At 45.4% G+C, this 16958-nt stretch carries 16 protein-coding genes; all 16 read right to left on the bottom strand.

Annotation, left to right across the window (positions count from 1 at the left end):
• Positions 1–23: 23 nt before the first annotated feature.
• The 16 genes from ACZ5NG_RS04485 to ACZ5NG_RS04410 all read right to left on the bottom strand — a co-directional run bounded on the left by ACZ5NG_RS04485 (position 24) and on the right by ACZ5NG_RS04410 (position 16944).
• Entirely contained in the window at positions 24–338 is a 315-nt protein-coding gene (locus ACZ5NG_RS04485; protein WP_464252799.1) for a YbjQ family protein, read from the bottom strand.
• Positions 339–363: 25 nt separating this feature from the next.
• The gene (hemL, locus tag ACZ5NG_RS04480) at positions 364–1653 is read right to left on the bottom strand and encodes a glutamate-1-semialdehyde 2,1-aminomutase (protein ID WP_464252798.1); all 1290 of its coding nucleotides are present in this window, start codon (positions 1651–1653) and stop codon (positions 364–366) included.
• A gap of 40 nt (positions 1654–1693) precedes the next feature.
• Positions 1694–2167, bottom strand: a complete 474-nt coding sequence (ahbB, locus tag ACZ5NG_RS04475) for a siroheme decarboxylase subunit beta (RefSeq protein ID WP_464252797.1) — start codon at positions 2165–2167, stop codon at positions 1694–1696.
• A 1-nt stretch (position 2168) separates the two neighbouring features.
• Entirely contained in the window at positions 2169–2630 is a 462-nt protein-coding gene (ahbA, locus tag ACZ5NG_RS04470) for a siroheme decarboxylase subunit alpha (protein WP_464252796.1), read from the bottom strand.
• 24 nt (positions 2631–2654) lie between these two features.
• Positions 2655–3647 (bottom strand): putative heme d1 biosynthesis radical SAM protein NirJ2, encoded by a 993-nt coding sequence (gene nirJ2, locus ACZ5NG_RS04465; RefSeq protein ID WP_464253107.1) that lies wholly within the window; start codon positions 3645–3647, stop codon positions 2655–2657.
• A 4-nt stretch (positions 3648–3651) separates the two neighbouring features.
• Complete coding sequence (gene hemB / locus ACZ5NG_RS04460) at positions 3652–4638, bottom strand: porphobilinogen synthase (protein ID WP_464252795.1); 987 nt, start codon at positions 4636–4638, stop codon at positions 3652–3654.
• Positions 4639–4697: 59 nt separating this feature from the next.
• Positions 4698–5873, bottom strand: a complete 1176-nt coding sequence (gene nirJ1, locus ACZ5NG_RS04455; protein WP_464252794.1) for a putative heme d1 biosynthesis radical SAM protein NirJ1 — start codon at positions 5871–5873, stop codon at positions 4698–4700.
• A 31-nt stretch (positions 5874–5904) separates the two neighbouring features.
• On the bottom strand, positions 5905–7416 hold the full coding sequence (gene cobA / locus ACZ5NG_RS04450) for a uroporphyrinogen-III C-methyltransferase (RefSeq protein ID WP_464253106.1): 1512 nt from the start codon (positions 7414–7416) through the stop codon (positions 5905–5907).
• A gap of 2 nt (positions 7417–7418) precedes the next feature.
• Positions 7419–8354 (bottom strand): hydroxymethylbilane synthase, encoded by a 936-nt coding sequence (gene hemC / locus ACZ5NG_RS04445; protein WP_464252793.1) that lies wholly within the window; start codon positions 8352–8354, stop codon positions 7419–7421.
• Positions 8351–9706 (bottom strand): glutamyl-tRNA reductase, encoded by a 1356-nt coding sequence (hemA, locus tag ACZ5NG_RS04440; RefSeq protein WP_464252792.1) that lies wholly within the window; start codon positions 9704–9706, stop codon positions 8351–8353. The genes hemC and hemA overlap by 4 nt, the downstream gene beginning before the upstream one ends.
• Positions 9681–10322, bottom strand: coding sequence for a precorrin-2 dehydrogenase/sirohydrochlorin ferrochelatase family protein (locus tag ACZ5NG_RS04435; protein WP_464252791.1), 642 nt, complete (start codon positions 10320–10322; stop codon positions 9681–9683). Before ACZ5NG_RS04435 ends, hemA begins: the two co-directional genes overlap by 26 nt.
• A 15-nt stretch (positions 10323–10337) precedes the next feature.
• Positions 10338–11303 (bottom strand): polyprenyl synthetase family protein, encoded by a 966-nt coding sequence (locus tag ACZ5NG_RS04430; protein WP_464252790.1) that lies wholly within the window; start codon positions 11301–11303, stop codon positions 10338–10340.
• A 233-nt stretch (positions 11304–11536) separates the two neighbouring features.
• Positions 11537–11911, bottom strand: coding sequence for an NADH-quinone oxidoreductase subunit NuoE family protein (locus ACZ5NG_RS04425; protein ID WP_464252789.1), 375 nt, complete (start codon positions 11909–11911; stop codon positions 11537–11539).
• 28 nt (positions 11912–11939) lie between these two features.
• Positions 11940–13091 carry a SpoIIE family protein phosphatase gene (locus tag ACZ5NG_RS04420; protein ID WP_464252788.1) on the bottom strand — a complete coding sequence of 384 codons (1152 nt, stop codon included), beginning with the start codon at positions 13089–13091 and terminating at the stop codon, positions 11940–11942.
• 6 nt (positions 13092–13097) lie between these two features.
• Entirely contained in the window at positions 13098–14834 is a 1737-nt protein-coding gene (locus ACZ5NG_RS04415; RefSeq protein ID WP_464252787.1) for a [Fe-Fe] hydrogenase large subunit C-terminal domain-containing protein, read from the bottom strand.
• Positions 14835–14916: 82 nt separating this feature from the next.
• Positions 14917–16944 (bottom strand): NADH-dependent [FeFe] hydrogenase, group A6, encoded by a 2028-nt coding sequence (locus ACZ5NG_RS04410; protein WP_464252786.1) that lies wholly within the window; start codon positions 16942–16944, stop codon positions 14917–14919.
• Positions 16945–16958 lie beyond the last annotated feature (14 nt).

The raw sequence follows: 16958 nt of genomic DNA, 5'->3' as shown, positions 1-16958 counted from the left end.
GCCAGGATTATTTCTTTAGAATATTAGTCTATTTTAACCGCCGTGCCGCTGGCTGTTACCATCAGCATACCGTCGCGAATTACTTCGTAGTCTAAGTCAACACCGATAATGGCATTTGCTCCCATACTGCGCGCCCTGGAAGTCATTTCTTTTAGCGCGATCTCTCTGGCTTGAGACAGCTTGCTTTCATACGCACCTGATCTGCCGCCGACTATGTCGGTAATGCTGGCAAAAATGTCTCGGACCACGTTGGCCCCCATAATCGCCTCACCGTTAACAATACCCAAATATTCCCGAACGGGACGACCTTCAATTGAATTGGTTGTGGTAACGATCATATCCCTTTCCCTCCAGATTAATTTTTTATAGCTTTTTAAATGCTTTTCTGGCCGCTTCGATGGTAAATTCAATATCTTCATCTGTATGGGCGGTAGACACGAATGCCGCTTCAAATTGCGACGGTGCCAAGTAAACCCCTTCTTCCAGCATAGCGCAGAAAAACTTAGCGTATTTTTCAGTATCTGAGCTGCAGGCAGAGGCATAATCCACTACCGGCCGGCCGGTAAAGAAGCAGCACATCATCGTGCCAACACGGTTCATACTTACCGCCACACCGGCTTCCGCGGCCGCTTGCGCTAAGCCTTCGGCCAGTTTGGCAGATTTTCTTTCCAGTTCTTCATACACACCCGGTTTTGCCAGTTCAGTTAAGGTAGCAATACCGGCTGTCATAGCCAGAGGGTTGCCGGAAAGTGTTCCGGCCTGATATACCGGCCCGGCGGGAGAAACATGTTCCATAATTTCTCTTCTGCCGCCATAAGCACCGACCGGCAGGCCGCCGCCGATAATTTTGCCGAAACAGGTTAAATCCGGTTTGATGTTATACAGTGACTGCGCACAGTTGTAGCTTACCCGAAAGCCGGTCATCACTTCGTCAAAAATAAGCAGACTGCCGTATTTAGCGGTTAAATCCCGCAGTCCCTCTAAAAAACCGGGCTGGGGCGGAACAACTCCCATATTGCCGGCAATCGGTTCAACAATTACCGCAGCAATGTTTTCCCCTTCTTGTTCAAATATTTTTGTCAGCGTATCCAGATCGTTATAAGATGCGGTAATGGTATTTTGGGCAATAGATTCCGGCACTCCCGGGCTGTTTGGCACACCGAAGGTAAGTGCCCCGGAACCTGCTTTAATTAACAAAAAGTCGGCATGTCCATGGTAACAGCCCTCAAATTTAACAATTTTATCCCTGCCGGTATAGCCGCGTGCCAGGCGCAGTGCACTCATTGTCGCCTCGGTGCCGGAGTTCACCATGCGCACCATATCTACTGACGGAACGGCTTCCACCACCATGCGGGCAAGAATATTTTCCGGCTCTGTCGGTGCACCGTAACTGGTACCTTTTTCTAAGCATTTTTGCAGTGCTTTTACAACTGCCGGATGCCGATGGCCTAAGATTAACGGCCCGTAAGAGCCTACATAATCAATATAGCGGTTGCCGTCAACATCCCAAACATAAGGGCCGTCGCCGCGGTCAATAAACAGCGGATCACCGCCAACCGATTTAAAAGCCCGCACCGGGCTGTTTACACCGCCGGGTATGTACTGTAATGCTTCCGCATACAGTTGCTTAGATTTGCGCGTACCGTTTTTCATTATCCCATACCTCCTTTAGGAAAGTAAAGAATTAGCAAGGTTATTCGTCGCTAAAGTATTTCATGCTGCTTTTTTTAAGTTCTTTAGTGCTAAAAAGCAGCTGATAATCTTCTACCCCAACAGCTTCCGACAATTCTTTGGCCAGTGCCTGGCATGCCTCTTTGGTTTGGCGGTGAATCATGGTATATAAATTGTAGGGCCAATTGTCGTAGGTTTTGCGCAGGTAGCAGTGCGTTACCTCAGGTCTGGCCGCTAATTTATGGCCTACTTCTTCAACTCTTTCTTCCGGTACCCGCCAAACTACCATCGCATTGGCAGTATAACCCACTCTTTGGTGGTACAGTACCGCGCCAATGCGTCGCAAATAGCCTTTTTCTTTTAATTCTTTAACTTTGGCCATCATTTCTTCTTCAGTAATGTTTAATTTTGACGCTAATTCTGCAAAGGGCCGGGATACCAAAGGCAGCCCGGCCTGTAATTCGCGTACAATATTTTTCTCCAGTTTGGTGAGCATTTTACACCTCTTTAATTTCAAAATTTACCATTAATTTGAAATATTTCTCCGCCGGCAGATTTAATATTTCTGTAATACCGGTTTTTCCAGTAATTTCCTGCAATATTTTTTCTACTTTTTTCGGTGAATCCGCTAAAACAGTAAACCACATGTTATACTCATGGTCACGCAAATAATTATGAGTAATGCCGTCATAGCTGTTAACCACAGCAGCCACTTCATCTATCCGGTTTTCAGGAACCTTAAGCCCCACCAAAGTACCTTTGTAACCCAAGCGCCGGGAGTCAAATATTCCTCCCAAGCGGCGAATAATTTTTTGCTGCTGCAAACGTTTCAAGCGCCGGATTACTTCTTCTTCAGTGATATCCAACCTATCTGCTAAATATTTATAAGGCTCTTCGACGATTGGAAAGGAAACTTGCACCAGATTAAGTAATTTGCGATCAATAGCATCCAGATTCATTTTTCTACCTCAAATTGTTATTTTTTAATAGCCCTTGCGTCCATGGTACAGGCACCATGGTTCTTCTGCCATGTAGTCTCCGTGATAAATGTAAGCTCTGGCCCGACAACCGCCACAGATTTCATTATATTTACAACTGCCGCATCCGCCCTGCAGTTTTTCGCTGCGCAGGCGGCGGAAAACTTCGTTGTCGCGCCAAATTTCGCTAAAAGGTTTTTCCCGCACATTGCCCACCGGTATGTTTAAATAAGCACAAGGCTGTACATCCCCTTTGGGGCTGATAATGCAGTAAGCCGTCCCCGCCAAGCATCCTTTGGTAAAGCGCATGTTCAAACCCATTTGTTTTGCTATGCGCATAAACTGCGGCGCGCAGGTCGGTTTTAGTTCAATATCCACTTCTCTTTGTTTTTTCATAATGCGGTGCAACAATTTTTCATACTGTTCCGCCCGCAGCGATTCCTGTTCAATATTGGCTGCCCTGCCGGTAGGCACTAAAAAGAAAATATGGTGGGCTCGTGCGCCTTCACTTAGCGCAAAATCGGTTAGTTGTTCCACCTCATTATAGTTCCAATCAACTACCGTGGTATGAACCTGAAAAGGCAGGCCGACCGCCCGACAGTGGCGCATGCCCTGCACTGCCCTATCCCAGGCACCCTTAGTTGCGCGAAAGCGATCATGCTTACTTGGATCAACACTGTCCAGGCTGATGCCAATACACATAGCACCGGCGTCTTTTAACCGTTTTGCTACATCCGCAGTAATCAACGTGCCGTTACTGCCAAATACCGGGCGCAGACCGATTGATTTGGCATAGGCCACCAGCTCAAAAATATCTTCCCGCATCAGCGGCTCGCCGCCGCTGAAAATCATAATTTTAAATCCTGATTTGGCAATTTCATCCAACAGCGATTTTGCCTCAGCGGTATTTAGTTCTTCTTCTGCCCTAACTCCGGCATCGCGGTAACAATGCTCACAGTATAAGTTGCAGGCATTAGTTGTATTCCAAGATATAATCATTGCTTTAAGCATTCTCCTTTAGCCAGCGGGCAGCATCCACGGCATGGTAGCTAATAATAATATCTGCCCCGGCCCGTTTAAAAGCGGTCAGTGTTTCTAAAACCACGCGTTTTTCATCAATCCAGCCCATTTGCGCAGCGGCTTTCACCAACGCATACTCGCCGCTCACATTGTACACCGCGGTTGGGTAGCGGAATTCGTCTTTCACTCGGCGCAGAATATCCATGTAAGCCAAACCGGGCTTAACCATCACGATATCTGCCCCTTCTTCGATGTCCAGCAGCGTTTCCCGCAGTGCTTCATCGCTGTTGGCCGGATCCATTTGATAAGTTTTGCGGTCGCCAAACTGCGGCGCAGAACAGGCCGCCTCCCTGAAAGGCCCGTAATAAGCGGAGGCGTATTTAGCGGAGTAAGCCATAATCGGCAGGTTTTGATAGCCGTTTTCATCCAGTGCCCGGCGAATGGCTGCCACTCTGCCGTCCATCATATCAGACGGGGCAACAATATCCGCCCCTGCTTTGGCATGGCTGACCGCAGTTTTAGCCAATAATTCCAGTGTCCGGTCGTTATCTACATCATTATTTTTTATGATCCCGCAGTGACCGTGGCTGGTGAATTCACACATGCAGACATCGGTTATAACCAAAAGTTCCGGATATTTTTCTTTAATGGCCCTTACTGCCAGCTGCACGATGCCGTTGTCATCATAGGCACCGGAACCGACTTCATCTTTTTGGCTATCGTCCAGTACACCGAAAAGCAAAATACCGGGAATACCCAGTTCTATCGGTTCTGAAAGTGCCGGCAGCAGTTGGTCAATAGAAAAACGATAAATGCCGGGCATGGAAGCAATCGGCTCTTTTACACCCATGCCGGGAACGACAAACAGGGGATAGATCAAGTCATCAACTCTTAAATGATGCTCACGCACCAAGCGGCGCATGTTTTCACCGGAGCGCAAACGGCGCAGGCGCAAATCAGGAAAAGCCAAGTTAATTCACCTACTTTCCAGTCAACAAATTTGTACTGTTTTAAGCGGCAAAAGTAATGCTAATTTGCCGCTATTTCTTCATCGGTAAGGTAGCAAGCTGGGTCAGGAGCCCAAAAATCATTATACACCGCTTCAGCCCGTGCCCGGAAGTTGCCGTTACATACATCAAGCCAGCGGCATTTGGCACAGCGCCCTTTTAATAACGGTTTGCGGTTTTTCAGCCCGGCTAAAATCGGGTGACTGGTATCGGTCCATATTTCACCAAATTTGCGTTCTCTCACGTTGCCAAAGGTATGGTTTGGGGTAAACTGATCCGCATGCACGTTGCCTTCCCAATCTACTTGCCCAATGGCAATACCGCTGCGGTTGCCGCCGTTTCTGCTTAAAAGCTCCCAGGCTCTTGCCGCCCGCTGCGGATCTTTTTCTTTTAGTTTTAGGTAAAGGTAGATGGCGTCAGCATGGTTATCTACCGTTAAGATTTCTTTGTTTAATCCCCGGCGGTGAAAATCTTCCGTCCGTTCGATAATTAAATCCAGTACAGCTCTGGTTTCTTGATGGCTGATATCTTCGTCGATCATTTCGCTGCCCCGTCCGGAGTACACCAAATGATAAAAACAGGCCCGGGGAATATTTTCCGTTTCCAACAAATCAAAAATTCGGTTTAGTTCATTGATGTTGTGTCGATTGATGGTAAAGCGCAGCCCTACTTTTTGACCGACAGCCAGACAATTGCGGATACCCTTTAAGGCAGCTTCAAAAGCTCCTTTTTTGCCGCGGAAGTGATCATTGTTTTCACCAATGCCGTCTAAGCTGATACCCACATAGCTAACCCCAATGTCTTTAATTTTTTGTGCTACTTCGGGAGTTATCAGCGTTCCGTTGGTAGATATCGTCACTCTCAGCCCCAGTTCTCTGGCATAAGCGGCCAGCTCAAAAAAATCCGGCCTCACCAGCGGCTCGCCGCCGGAAAAAAGCAACACCGGTACGCGAAACTCAGCCAAGTCGTTGATAAACTTCTTGCCTTCGGCAGTGGTCATTTCATTGGCATATTTTTGCGCATCAGAATTGGAATAACAGTGTCTACATTTTAGGTTGCAGGTGCGGGTAACATTCCACACCACAACCGGGCCGTGACCGCCATGGGTACCGTGTTTTTGTCGGTGCGAGTCTTTGGCGTAACGCAATTTATCGCCAAAGTTCTCTGTATCATAAAGCAGTTTACTTACACTAATCATTAATCGGCGTGCCCCTCTCTTTTAAGAAAAGCTAATTATTAATAATGGCCTGTACCAAACCGTCAATTGTATATTCCTCCGCTTCCACCGTTACTTTTATTCCCAGCTCACGGGCGGTATTAGAAGTAATCGGCCCGATGCTGGCTACCGTTACCCCTTCTAACAGCTCGTTTAAGTTTTCTGAACCAATCATTTTGACAAAATTTTTCACGGTAGAAGAGCTGGTAAAGGTTAAAATCTGTATTTTTTTCTGTGCTAACATTTCTCTAAGCAACTGGGCATTTCCTGCTCCCAAAACGGTTCGGTAAGTGGCAACATCATCCACTACAGCACCCATTTCACGCAATGCCTGGGGCAGAACTTTACGGGCAATATCCGCTCGGGGCAGCAAAATGCGCTCCCCTGGCTTTACTTTGCCGGTAAGACCGGCAGCAATTTCCTCCGCCCGATATTCACCGGGGACATAATCCACCATTAGCCCGCATTTTTCTAAGGCTTCTTTTGTTTTCGGGCCGATAGCGCATATTTTAACGCCGTACAAGCTGCGAACATCTTTTTCCAGTGCCCGCAGGCGGCGGAAAAAGTACTTTACCCCGTTAACGCTGGTGAAAATCACCCATTGATATGTAGACAGCTGACTGATAGCTCGGTCTAACGGTGCGTAATCTTCCGGTTCCACGATTTGAATGGTAGGAAATTCCCAGGGCTCACCGCCAAGCTCTTCAATCTTTTTAGATAAGACACTGGCTTGTTCACGGGAACGGGTTACCAGCACACGTTTGCCGAACAGCGGTTTATTTTCAAACCAGGCTAATTTTTCCCTTAAGTTAACCACTTCTCCAACTACAATGACCGCCGGGTTTTTAAAGTTAGCTTGTGCCGCTTTTTCGGCTATATCACCTAGTGTGCCGACCAGTGTACGCTGTTCCGGCCGGGTTCCCCAGCGCACTAACGCTACCGGGGTTTCCGGATGACGACCGTATTGGATTAGCTTTTGACAAATCTGCGGCAAGTTGCCCATACCCATTAAAAAAACCAGCGTTCCGATGCCGGTGGAAATTTTATCCCATGCAATGTTGGAATTATCTTTAGTGGGGTCCTCATTGCCGGTGATAACGGCAAAGCTGCTGGTGGCATTGCGGTGGGTTACCGGTATGCCGGCATAGGCCGGTACTGCTACGGCGGAAGTGATACCGGGTACAACTTCATAGCGAATATTGTTTTCTACCAGTGCTTCCGCCTCTTCCCCGCCGCGCCCGTATACAAAGGGGTCTCCTCCCTTTAAGCGGGTCACCGTCAACCCTTGTTTTGCTTTATCTACCAGTAGTTGATTAATTTCCTGCTGCTTCATGGCATGACGCTGCGGTGATTTACCAACATAAATTAACTCCGCATCCGGCCGGGCATAGCTTAACAAGCGCTGGCCGGCTAAACGGTCATACACTATTACGTCGGCTTTTTCTATACATTCGCGCCCTTTAACAGTGATTAAGCCCGGGTCACCCGGACCTGCACCTACCAGATAAACAATCCCTTTTTCCATCATTATTCTTCATTCTCCTTGCGCACTTGTTCTAATATTTTATCCGCACCGTTAGCTAACAACCTTTCGGCAAGCTTTATACCGATTTGTTCAGCTTGCTCTTTGTGGCCGCTCATCTTTAATCTAACGGAATTCGTACCGTCCAAACTCAGTACCGCTGCTTCCAGGTGCAACTCCTCTTGATGCACTTCAGCTAAGGCGCCAATCGGCACTTGACAACCACCCTCCAGTTTGCGCAGCAGTGCCCGTTCGGCAGTGGTTGCCAGCTCGGTGTCCCGATGGTTAATCGTGCGCACCAAGTCTTCAATATCCCGATCGTCAGCGCGAATTTCTACGCAGATTGCACCTTGACCCACCGCCGGCAGACAAACGTCATAGGGAATATATTCGGTAATGCGCCCTTCCCAACCCATGCGGATGACGCCGGCAGCAGCTAGGATAATTCCATCCAGTTGCTGAGCTTGCAGTTTTTCCATGCGGGTATTTAAATTGCCCCGCAGAGATTCCAGCTGTAAATCCGGCCGGTAATTTAGCAATTGGGCGCAGCGCCGCAAGCTGGATGTTCCAATCCGGGCTCCTTTAGGCATTTCCGCCAGTTTCTGCCCCATTCGGCTTATCAGCACATCACCGGGGTGTTCGCGCTGACAAACCGCACCGATTTTTAAACCGGCCGGTAATTTAGTGGGCATATCTTTTAAGCTGTGCACCGCCATGTCAATGTCGCCCTTTAACATTGCTTTTTCCAGTTCTTTGGTAAATAAACCTTTGTCACCGATTTTAGCTAAGGCAACATCTAATATTTTATCGCCTTTAGTTTTCATTTTAACAATTTTAAACACAAAGTTTGGGTTTAATGCTTGCAGCTTTTCAACCACCCAATTGGTTTGCCACATAGCCAGCGCACTTTCTCTGGTTCCTACAATGATTTCTCGTTTCAATGATGACACCCTCCGATTTTTTCCCTTACTTCAACCGCTTCCGCTTTTTTTAGAGCTACCGGCACTATATTTTTCTTTCGCTGCCGCGGCACTTCCAGGGCAAATAAATTTTGTAACACTTCGGTGTATATATGTGCTTCGTTGGTGAGGGCATACTCTTTTAAACGTACTGTAGGAAAGTGTGTAAGCTGTTTGACAATAGAGTTTGCCATTGAGCTGATTACTTTGCGTTCGCGATCAGTCAACTCACCCAAGCGGTTATAGGCACGGGTTAACTCTTTTTGTTTAATTTCTTCCGCCATCTCTCTAAAGGCCGTAATTGTGGGCACCACATACTGGATGGATAACCATTTCATGAATTCCTCCAGTTCTTCTTCAATAATATCCTCTGCCAAGATTGCCGCTTTACGGCGCTCTTCCAAGTTGCTGTCTACAACGGACTGCAAATCGTCAATATCATACAGTGACACTCCCGGCAGTTTTCCAATCATCGGGTCGATATCTCTGGGTACGGCAATATCGATCAGCATTATTTTTTTCCCGGGAACGATATTCAGCAAAGCAAGTATATCGACATACCTAATTACATAATGGCGGGCGGCAGTGGAACTAATTACAATGTCGGCATATTTCATATGCTTATACAGCTCGGCAAAGTTAACGGCCTGACCGTTAAACTTTTCAGCCAACTGGACGGCCCGATCGTAAGAGCGGTTAGAAACAATCACCCCGGTTACACCGTTAGCTACCAAGTGCTTGGCGGTAAGTTCACTCATTTTGCCTGCTCCCACCACCAGCACCGATCTGCCGTTCAAATCGCCAAACTTTTGCTTGGCCAGTTCAACAGCAGCGTAACTTACCGAAACGGCATTTTTGTCAATGCCTGTTTCCGTCCGCACCCTTTTGCCCACAACGATAGCCTGCTTAAAGAGCGTGTTTAGTATAGTGTTAGAGGTTTTGGCTTTTAGCGAGTTTTCATAAGCCTCACGAACTTGTCCTAAAATTTGCGTTTCTCCTAAAATCATGGAATCCAAACCGGCCGAAACGCGGAACAAATGCATAATGGCATCATTTTGCGTATAGCTAAAAGTATAATTTTTTATTTCCGAAATGCCTAAGCCGGAATACTTACATAAATAATTCCACACAATGTTAATGCCCTCGTCTAAATCAGCAACAGTGACATATATCTCTGTTCGGTTACAGGTAGAAATTATGACACAACCCTCTATACCGGGTTGTTCATATAATTGCCTTAAGTTTTCTAAAACATTATGATTAGGAAAGGAAAGTTTTTCTCTCACTTCTACCGGTGCGGTACGGTGGTTAACCCCTACTGTCGCGATAAGCATTTTCAATCCGCTCCTTTATATCATCATAACGTTTTTCTCGCAATAACTTCAAAATATCTGAGCGGACAATCCGCTCCAGTACCGCCCTTCGCCGCTTGGGATCAGGTTCATTTTGCAAGAGTTCCATCCGCACCTGCCCTAAAATCTCTAAAAAATCGCCATATTCCGGGCCAAAGACTTTTTCCAGTTGCTCTCTGATGGTACGGGCCAAAAGCGGGCTTTTCCCGTTTGTAGATATCGCTATCGAAAGATTACCTTGGCGTACTACAGACGGCACAAAAAAATTGCATTTCGGCGGATCATCGGCAACATTGACCAGTATTTTGCGAGCAAAGCAATCTTGTGCTACAGCGCGGTTAACCTCTTCTACATCGGTGGCACAAATAACCAAAAAGACGTCTTCCAAGACCTCTTCACTGTATTGTTGTTCTAAATGAGTTATTTTTTGCTGTTTTTTTAGTTCGGAAAGAACCGGACTTAGTTTCGGACTGACTACCGTGACTTCAGCTCCGCTTTCCAACAGGCTGAGCACTTTTCTTTCCGCTACATTTCCTCCTCCGACCACCAAACATTTTTCGCCTTCTAAACGCAAAAACAAAGGATATAATACGCTCATGGATAAATCCGCTCCTTAAAATTTACGGTGCTTGACAAAATCCGCTACTGTCAGCAGCACCTTCTTGCTGGGGATATCCGGTAAATATTTAAGCTCGTCCTTAGCACGGTTAATATAACGATCAACTACTCTGTTAGCGTAGTCAATGCCACCGCATTCAATGATTATGTTAATAGCTTCATTAACTTCAGCATCAGTTTTATCTCGGCTTTCCACCAATTTTGCCAAACGCTCTTTTTGAGCGGAATGATTCAATGCATAAATCACCGGTAAAGTAACAATACCCTGACGCAAATCCCCGCCAATCGGTTTGCCTAATTTTTTCTCGTCGGCAACCATATCCAAAATGTCATCAGTTATTTGAAATGCCATACCAATTTTATGACCGTACCGGCGCAGCGGCAGATAAATTTCCTTCGGCGCACCGCAAACCACTGCTCCTAATTGACCGCTGACGGCAATTAAAAGTGCTGTTTTACGTTCGATACGATAAAAGTAATCTTTTATTGTTTGCTTACTTTGGTAAGCAGTAGAAATTTGTTGAATTTCTCCTTCGCTCATTTTTATGGCTACCCGGGATAACTCTTTGGTTACCAAAGGTTTTGATTCGTATTGGGCAATTAATTGCAGAGATTTGCCAAACAGCACGTCACCGGTATGCATAGAAATGCGGTTGCCCCATTTCGCTTTCACTGTCGGTATTCCGCGCCGGATAAGTGCTGCATCTACAACATCATCATGCACTAATGAAGCCATGTGTATTAGTTCCAAAGCAACTGCCAAAGGCAAAACCGTTTCAATATTGTAGTTGTAGAATCTACCGGCCAAAAGTGCAAAAGCCGGACGCAATCTCTTTCCTCCGGCATTTAACAAGTGAATGGAACTCTTATTTAATATAGGATTATCATGTTTTACAACCTGCTGTAGTTTTTCTTCTACCAACTGCAAATCTTTCTCTATATCTTTAAAAATCCCCAGCACGTAAATATTCACCTACTTGCTTTACCTATTCTAGCTTTTCTGCTGTAACATTTAATTATTCGCTTATTTATGGAAAAAATCCTCCCAAAACAACGAAAATAGTGTAAAACCTCTTATTGCCTGTTCTTTAAAAACAAATAGAACGGTGTACGTACCGTTCTACGATGACAGTTAAGCGGTATAGGTAACCCAAGGAAGAAACTAATCAAAAATGCATCTAAAGCTGCAAAATTTCAGTCCTGCTTTTGCAGTCGGTTAATTAACTGCGACAAATCATCCGGACTTAAGTTGGGATACAGTTCTTCATCTATGGCGATTACCGGACCGATAGCACAAGCACCAAAACAGCGCACTACTTCCAGTGCAAAGTTGCCGTCAGGGGTTGCCTCCCCCGGGTTGACACCCAGTTCAGCCGTTAAACGATCTAGCAACGCGTTTGCACCCCTTAAATAGCAAGATGTGCCCAAACATACTTGTATTTTATGTTTGGCTGACAGTTCGCCGTCTAAGTCATTAGAGGTAGCATTAATTGGTTTATCCTCATTGTTACTGATATCACCAGCTCCGGTTTTGCAACAGCAATTATGTTCTTTTGTAAATTTAACCATGACTTCAGATCATCCCCTGCCATGCCTCTTAATAATATGTTTCCTTTACTGTTTTTCCCTGTGCTTTTAACACTGAAATCAAATCCCGTATAACATGCTGTTTATAGGTATAAATTGCCGGTACGCCTATACCTTGCAGCGCCGGATTTTCCGCTGTACCGATAATAAAATGAATACTATCAGCCTCTTTCAGCAATACAGCCAATCGACTCGCTCCGTCGCGTTTGCTTTTCAACTCGCTTATCTTAGTGCCGTACTTTAAATGTTCTACAGCATATACCAGCGTAACCGCACCTTCGGTTACCAAATCAATCCCCGGCAGCATGCCGCAAGGCGGTATATTTTTATCATTAGAGGATAAATCAATAGCAACTTTGCGCCCTAAAACACGGCCCACAATATTGCTGGTTGTTCCCCCGCACACCACTTTGGCTCCCGGACCGTTCATCAGCATATCCACTACTTTACGGTCGTCTTCTTTAAACCGGGGTGGGCCAATCATAACTGTCACATAACGGGGCTGACGGGCTTTAACTACCACAACGGTGGCATCGTCTCCCGGTTTTTCCCCGTATAGATTATAACACAAATTAGCCACTTCTTCGGCCCATTCCGATGCACTTTTTTCAGGGGAAGCGGTATGTTCTAAAAAATTACCGATGCGATCCCGGCCCCACACCATATTCATTACCATGCCCACACCAGCATGCAGTATACCGTCACTGATAATGACCAGCCAATCGCCGTCACGCATTCCGTAAAACGTTTCATTGATTCTTTTACCGCCAATGGTACGCGTTACAGTGTGTGGGGTAATCAGCCTTTGACGATGGCCGAAAAAGGCAGCCGGATTATCGTATTCCACTAAATAGGTGCGACCGTCTTTGCGCAGTTGAGCCACTGAAAAGGTGCTGTAAGCAAGTTTTCTTTCTTTACAAATCGGCAATGTACTAGCAATGGTTTCAATTACCTCATCAATTTGACCACCCATTTTCAGCATCGTGCCGGCTGTTTTCACTGTAATCGTAGACAAAATGTTTGCCTTGACACCACTACCTAAGCCATCTGACATAACTACAATATCTGCTTCATCTGTTTTAAAAATCTCTACGCTGTCTCCGCATAGCTCTTCACCGAATTTCTTTAATTGGGCAATGCCAAAATCGTAAAATAATTTCATGAAAGCCTACTCCTCTCGAGCAGGATCTGCTCTCATTAAATTAATCAATCTGGTTAAATGGATTTTGCTTTCTGCAGTTGCCTCGCCCAATAATCCGGCAATTTCCTGAGCTACCGTCATTTGTTTTTCAATTACTTCCTGTGCCTTAGCAATGGTTTGGTTTTTAATTAACTCAAACTGCTCCCGTTCCCGCTTGTTGGCGGTAATATCGACAAAAATACCTACAACTATTTTTTCATTTTCAACAGGGAAAATATATTCACGGGTAACAAGGTCGCGATGCGGGTAATCACTGCAAATGGACAGTGATTCGCCGCTATTCATTACCCTGATGAAGTTATCAGCTGGAATTAAGTTGTCAAGTTTTTTGCCTATCAAATGCCGTGCCGGATATTTAAACATCTTTTCTGCAGCCGGATTCATTTCTAAAACCGTCATGTCCTGATCTACAATAATTAACCCGCTAGGCATAGAGGCAGTAACCACAGAGGATAAAGACTCAGCTCGCTTACGCATGTATGGAATGCACATCTGCAGTTCGGCCTTGCCATGAAAAACGGCAATTGCTTTTTCTTGACAGGTGTCATAACCACAGGCTCCACAGTTCAACTCATCTTCCTGTGAATATTTACCTGTTTTTTCCAATATCATTCGCAGTTCCGCTTCAGAGGGATATGGCAGGTAAATATCTTTCGAACGGTATTTGCACTGCATTAATTCGTCAGGCAGCTCTTCCCGGAATTCTTCTTGGGCATCCTGATAAGCCCGATGATAATCTAAAACTTTTAACTTCCGGTAATAAATGCTTTCCTTGCGGCTCAAAATCAGCGGACCGTTAATACATCCGCCCTTACAGGCCAAAAGCTCAATTAGCTTTGGCATATACTTTTCTTTACCGCTGATCAAGCGTTCTAAATAAGAGATGCACTCTTCCAAACCGCTGACTGCAAAGTAATCCCGTTCAATGTCTCCCAAACCGCTGCTAACACACTTCAGCATACCGCCCTCCAAAGGAAACATTCTGGCTACACCGGAAGGGGGATTGTCAAATTTAGACGGCGTTAAATCATTCAGCCTGATACCCATGAGCCTTGCCAGTTCCCACAATTCATCAAATCCCAGGGCGAAATCAACGGCATCTTTGGTGGCTTCAGATTGTTCTTTGTCTTTCTTAGCCAGACAAGGACCGATAAAAACTACTTTGTAACCCGGATGTTTGCTTTTAATTAACCTGGCGTGAGCCACTACCGGTGGTACAATCGGTGCCAGCATCGGCAGCAGCTCACTATAATAGCGCTCAATTAAATTAACTATTGTTGGACAGCTACTGCTGATTATTGGTTTATCAAACCCAATTTTTAGGTGTTGGCGGGATACCAGCTCAGCGCCGACAGATGTTTCTTCGACAATTTTAAAGCCCAACCGCCGAAGTAAGGTAGGCAGCATTAAAGGATCGCCTAGCGGTACAGCGGCCGGGAAGGAAGGAGCCACTGAACAAGCCAGCGGCTCCCCAGCCTCTAACAACTTTTGCACTTGTTCAAAATCATAGGTGATTAACTTTTTAGCATTTTGTGGACAGCTTAAAATGCAATGACCGCATTTAATACACAATTCACTGATTATTTGTACATGCATTGATTCTTTGTTCTTGACGTCATTTACCGCAATTGCTTTCACCGGACATGTACGGACACATTTATAGCAGTCTCTGCATTTGGCTTCAACAGTGGTGATTAAATCCATTTTTATACATTCCCTTCGAATGGCTGATAATTAGTTAGTACCCATTCGATCTTAACATATTTACTTTGTCGAAAGCTACAAATTAGTTGCCTTCAGCCAACTTTACTTTCATCGCCACTTGCGATTTAAAGATCTGCTCAGCGTTTTCCATGGTAACACCGGTGATTATCTCATCGCCGACTTTAATGGATACACCTCTATCACAATGTTCTAAGCAGAACGTTCCGGTTAGTCGTACTTGCCCTTCTAAATCCAATTGTTTTATTAGTTCGTTAAATTTGCTCATTATATCATAGGAACCACGCAGATAACAACCTGTTCCTACGCACACTTGAACTTCCACTGCGCCTTCCTCCTTAGTTCCGTTAACTTCAATTGGTTTACCCGAAATTCTTCTGCGTGGTGTGTAGCCGGTATGCAAATCAGAATGTGTGCTATGGCTGGCTGGCCCGTCAAACCATTCATTTAATATTTTATTTACATAAATATTATCTTGCGCTTTATGCACTTGGTTAGTAGCATCCAAGCGGTAAATCTCCTTCATGCGCTGAATTCTGGCTGCAGTATCATTGACTTCAGGCTGACCGCCGCCGCCAATGCAACCGGTTGGGCAGCACATTACTTCAACGGCATGATAGGTAACTTCACCGCTCTTGATCCTTTGGATAAGTTTTTCTGCATTGCCGATACCGTTTGCAACAGCAAGTTTTAATTTGTTTCCGGCAACTTCTAATTCTGTTTCTTTGATCCCTTCAATACCACGAACGGGTTCAAAATCCACCCGGCCAACATCTTCTCCGCCGGTATATCCGGCTACAAAGCGCACTACTGATTCCATAACGCCGCCGGAAGCACCAAATATTAAAGCACTACCTGAACCCATTCCCAGCGGATTGTCGAACCCGACCGGTTCTAATTCTTCAAACAGCATGCCGGCTTCTTTGATCATTTGTGCCAGTTCTACTGTAGTGAGCACAATGTCAACATCGGGAACACCGTCTGTGGTAAATTCCGGCCTCTTAGCCTCATATTTTTTAGCTGTACAAGGCATAATGGAAATGCAAACTACATCTTTGGGATCTTTTCCGATTTTCTTAGCATAGTGTTTCTTCACCACTGAACCAAACATTTGCTGTGGCGAACGGCAGCTGGATAAATTGTTTAATAAATCAGAATGGTTTTGCTCACAATATTTAATCCAGCCTGGGCAACATGATGTAAACAACGGGAGATTTTCACCGTTTTTAAGTCGGTTCAGAAATTCCATTGATTCTTCAATGGTAGTTAAATCGGCAGCAAACAAGGTGTCAAAAACTTTATCTACACCCATTTTCTTTAATGCCGCTACCATTTTACCGGTAACAAATTCACTCTTACCGGTTATGCCAAACTCTTCACCTAATGCTACCCGCACTGCCGGAGCAATTTGCACGACAACGGTTTTTTCGGGGTCAAAAATAGCCTGCCAAGCCTTTTCAACTTCTGATTTTACTGTCAGCGCCCCTGTTGGGCATACAGCTACACATTGACCGCAGTTTACACAAGCTACATCAGACAATTTCTTATTAAATGCGGTAGTTACTACTGTATTACTGCCGCGGTTGGCAAAATCCCAAACGCCGATTCCTTGTATCTCTTTACACATTCTAACACAGTCGCCGCATAAAATGCACTTGTTAGGATCCTTAATAATACTGGTACTTGAATCATCTATTGGTAATTTTGTATCGCGGCTGCCAAAGCGTACTTTTGTCACGCCAAACTGCTTAGCCAGTGTTTGCAGCTTACAAGTGGTACTTTTACCACAAGTTGGGCATTCGCGATCGTGATTGGCCAATAACAGCTCAATAATCATCCGGCGCAAACGGCGTACCCGGTCGGTATTGGTATGCACTACCATACCGTCTGTCGGCTTTGTTGAACAGGCTGCTACCAAACCCATTTTTTCTACTTCTACCATACATAACCGGCAGGCACCGTAAACACTTAATTCCGAATGGTAACAAAACGTCGGCAGTTCAATGCCTGCGTTGCGCACCACTTCCAAAAGGTTTTTAGCATTGTTTATCTCTACGACTTTACCGTCTATTGTCACTTTTCCCGTATTCATGGTTTCACACTCCT

It is taken from the genome of Desulfovectis peckii, from assembly GCF_055391705.1.
The sequence above is the reverse complement of the archived record's forward strand: the minus strand, read 5'-3'. Positions and strand labels throughout refer to the sequence as shown.

Excerpts from the sequence above, each read along its gene's own strand:
- ACZ5NG_RS04485 (WP_464252799.1), bottom strand. The coding sequence starts at position 338 with ATGATCGTTACCACAACCAATTCAATTGAAGGTCGTCCCGTTCGGGAA.
- hemL (WP_464252798.1), bottom strand. The coding sequence starts at position 1,653 with ATGAAAAACGGTACGCGCAAATCTAAGCAACTGTATGCGGAAGCATTA.
- ahbB (WP_464252797.1), bottom strand. The coding sequence starts at position 2,167 with ATGCTCACCAAACTGGAGAAAAATATTGTACGCGAATTACAGGCCGGG.
- ahbA (WP_464252796.1), bottom strand. The coding sequence starts at position 2,630 with ATGAATCTGGATGCTATTGATCGCAAATTACTTAATCTGGTGCAAGTT.
- nirJ2 (WP_464253107.1), bottom strand. The coding sequence starts at position 3,647 with ATGATTATATCTTGGAATACAACTAATGCCTGCAACTTATACTGTGAG.
- nirJ1 (WP_464252794.1), bottom strand. The coding sequence starts at position 5,873 with ATGATTAGTGTAAGTAAACTGCTTTATGATACAGAGAACTTTGGCGAT.
- cobA (WP_464253106.1), bottom strand. The coding sequence starts at position 7,416 with ATGGAAAAAGGGATTGTTTATCTGGTAGGTGCAGGTCCGGGTGACCCG.
- hemA (WP_464252792.1), bottom strand. The coding sequence starts at position 9,706 with ATGCTTATCGCGACAGTAGGGGTTAACCACCGTACCGCACCGGTAGAA.
- ACZ5NG_RS04435 (WP_464252791.1), bottom strand. The coding sequence starts at position 10,322 with ATGAGCGTATTATATCCTTTGTTTTTGCGTTTAGAAGGCGAAAAATGT.
- ACZ5NG_RS04425 (WP_464252789.1), bottom strand. The coding sequence starts at position 11,911 with ATGGTTAAATTTACAAAAGAACATAATTGCTGTTGCAAAACCGGAGCT.
- ACZ5NG_RS04420 (WP_464252788.1), bottom strand. The coding sequence starts at position 13,091 with ATGAAATTATTTTACGATTTTGGCATTGCCCAATTAAAGAAATTCGGT.
- ACZ5NG_RS04415 (WP_464252787.1), bottom strand. The coding sequence starts at position 14,834 with ATGGATTTAATCACCACTGTTGAAGCCAAATGCAGAGACTGCTATAAA.
- ACZ5NG_RS04410 (WP_464252786.1), bottom strand. The coding sequence starts at position 16,944 with ATGAATACGGGAAAAGTGACAATAGACGGTAAAGTCGTAGAGATAAAC.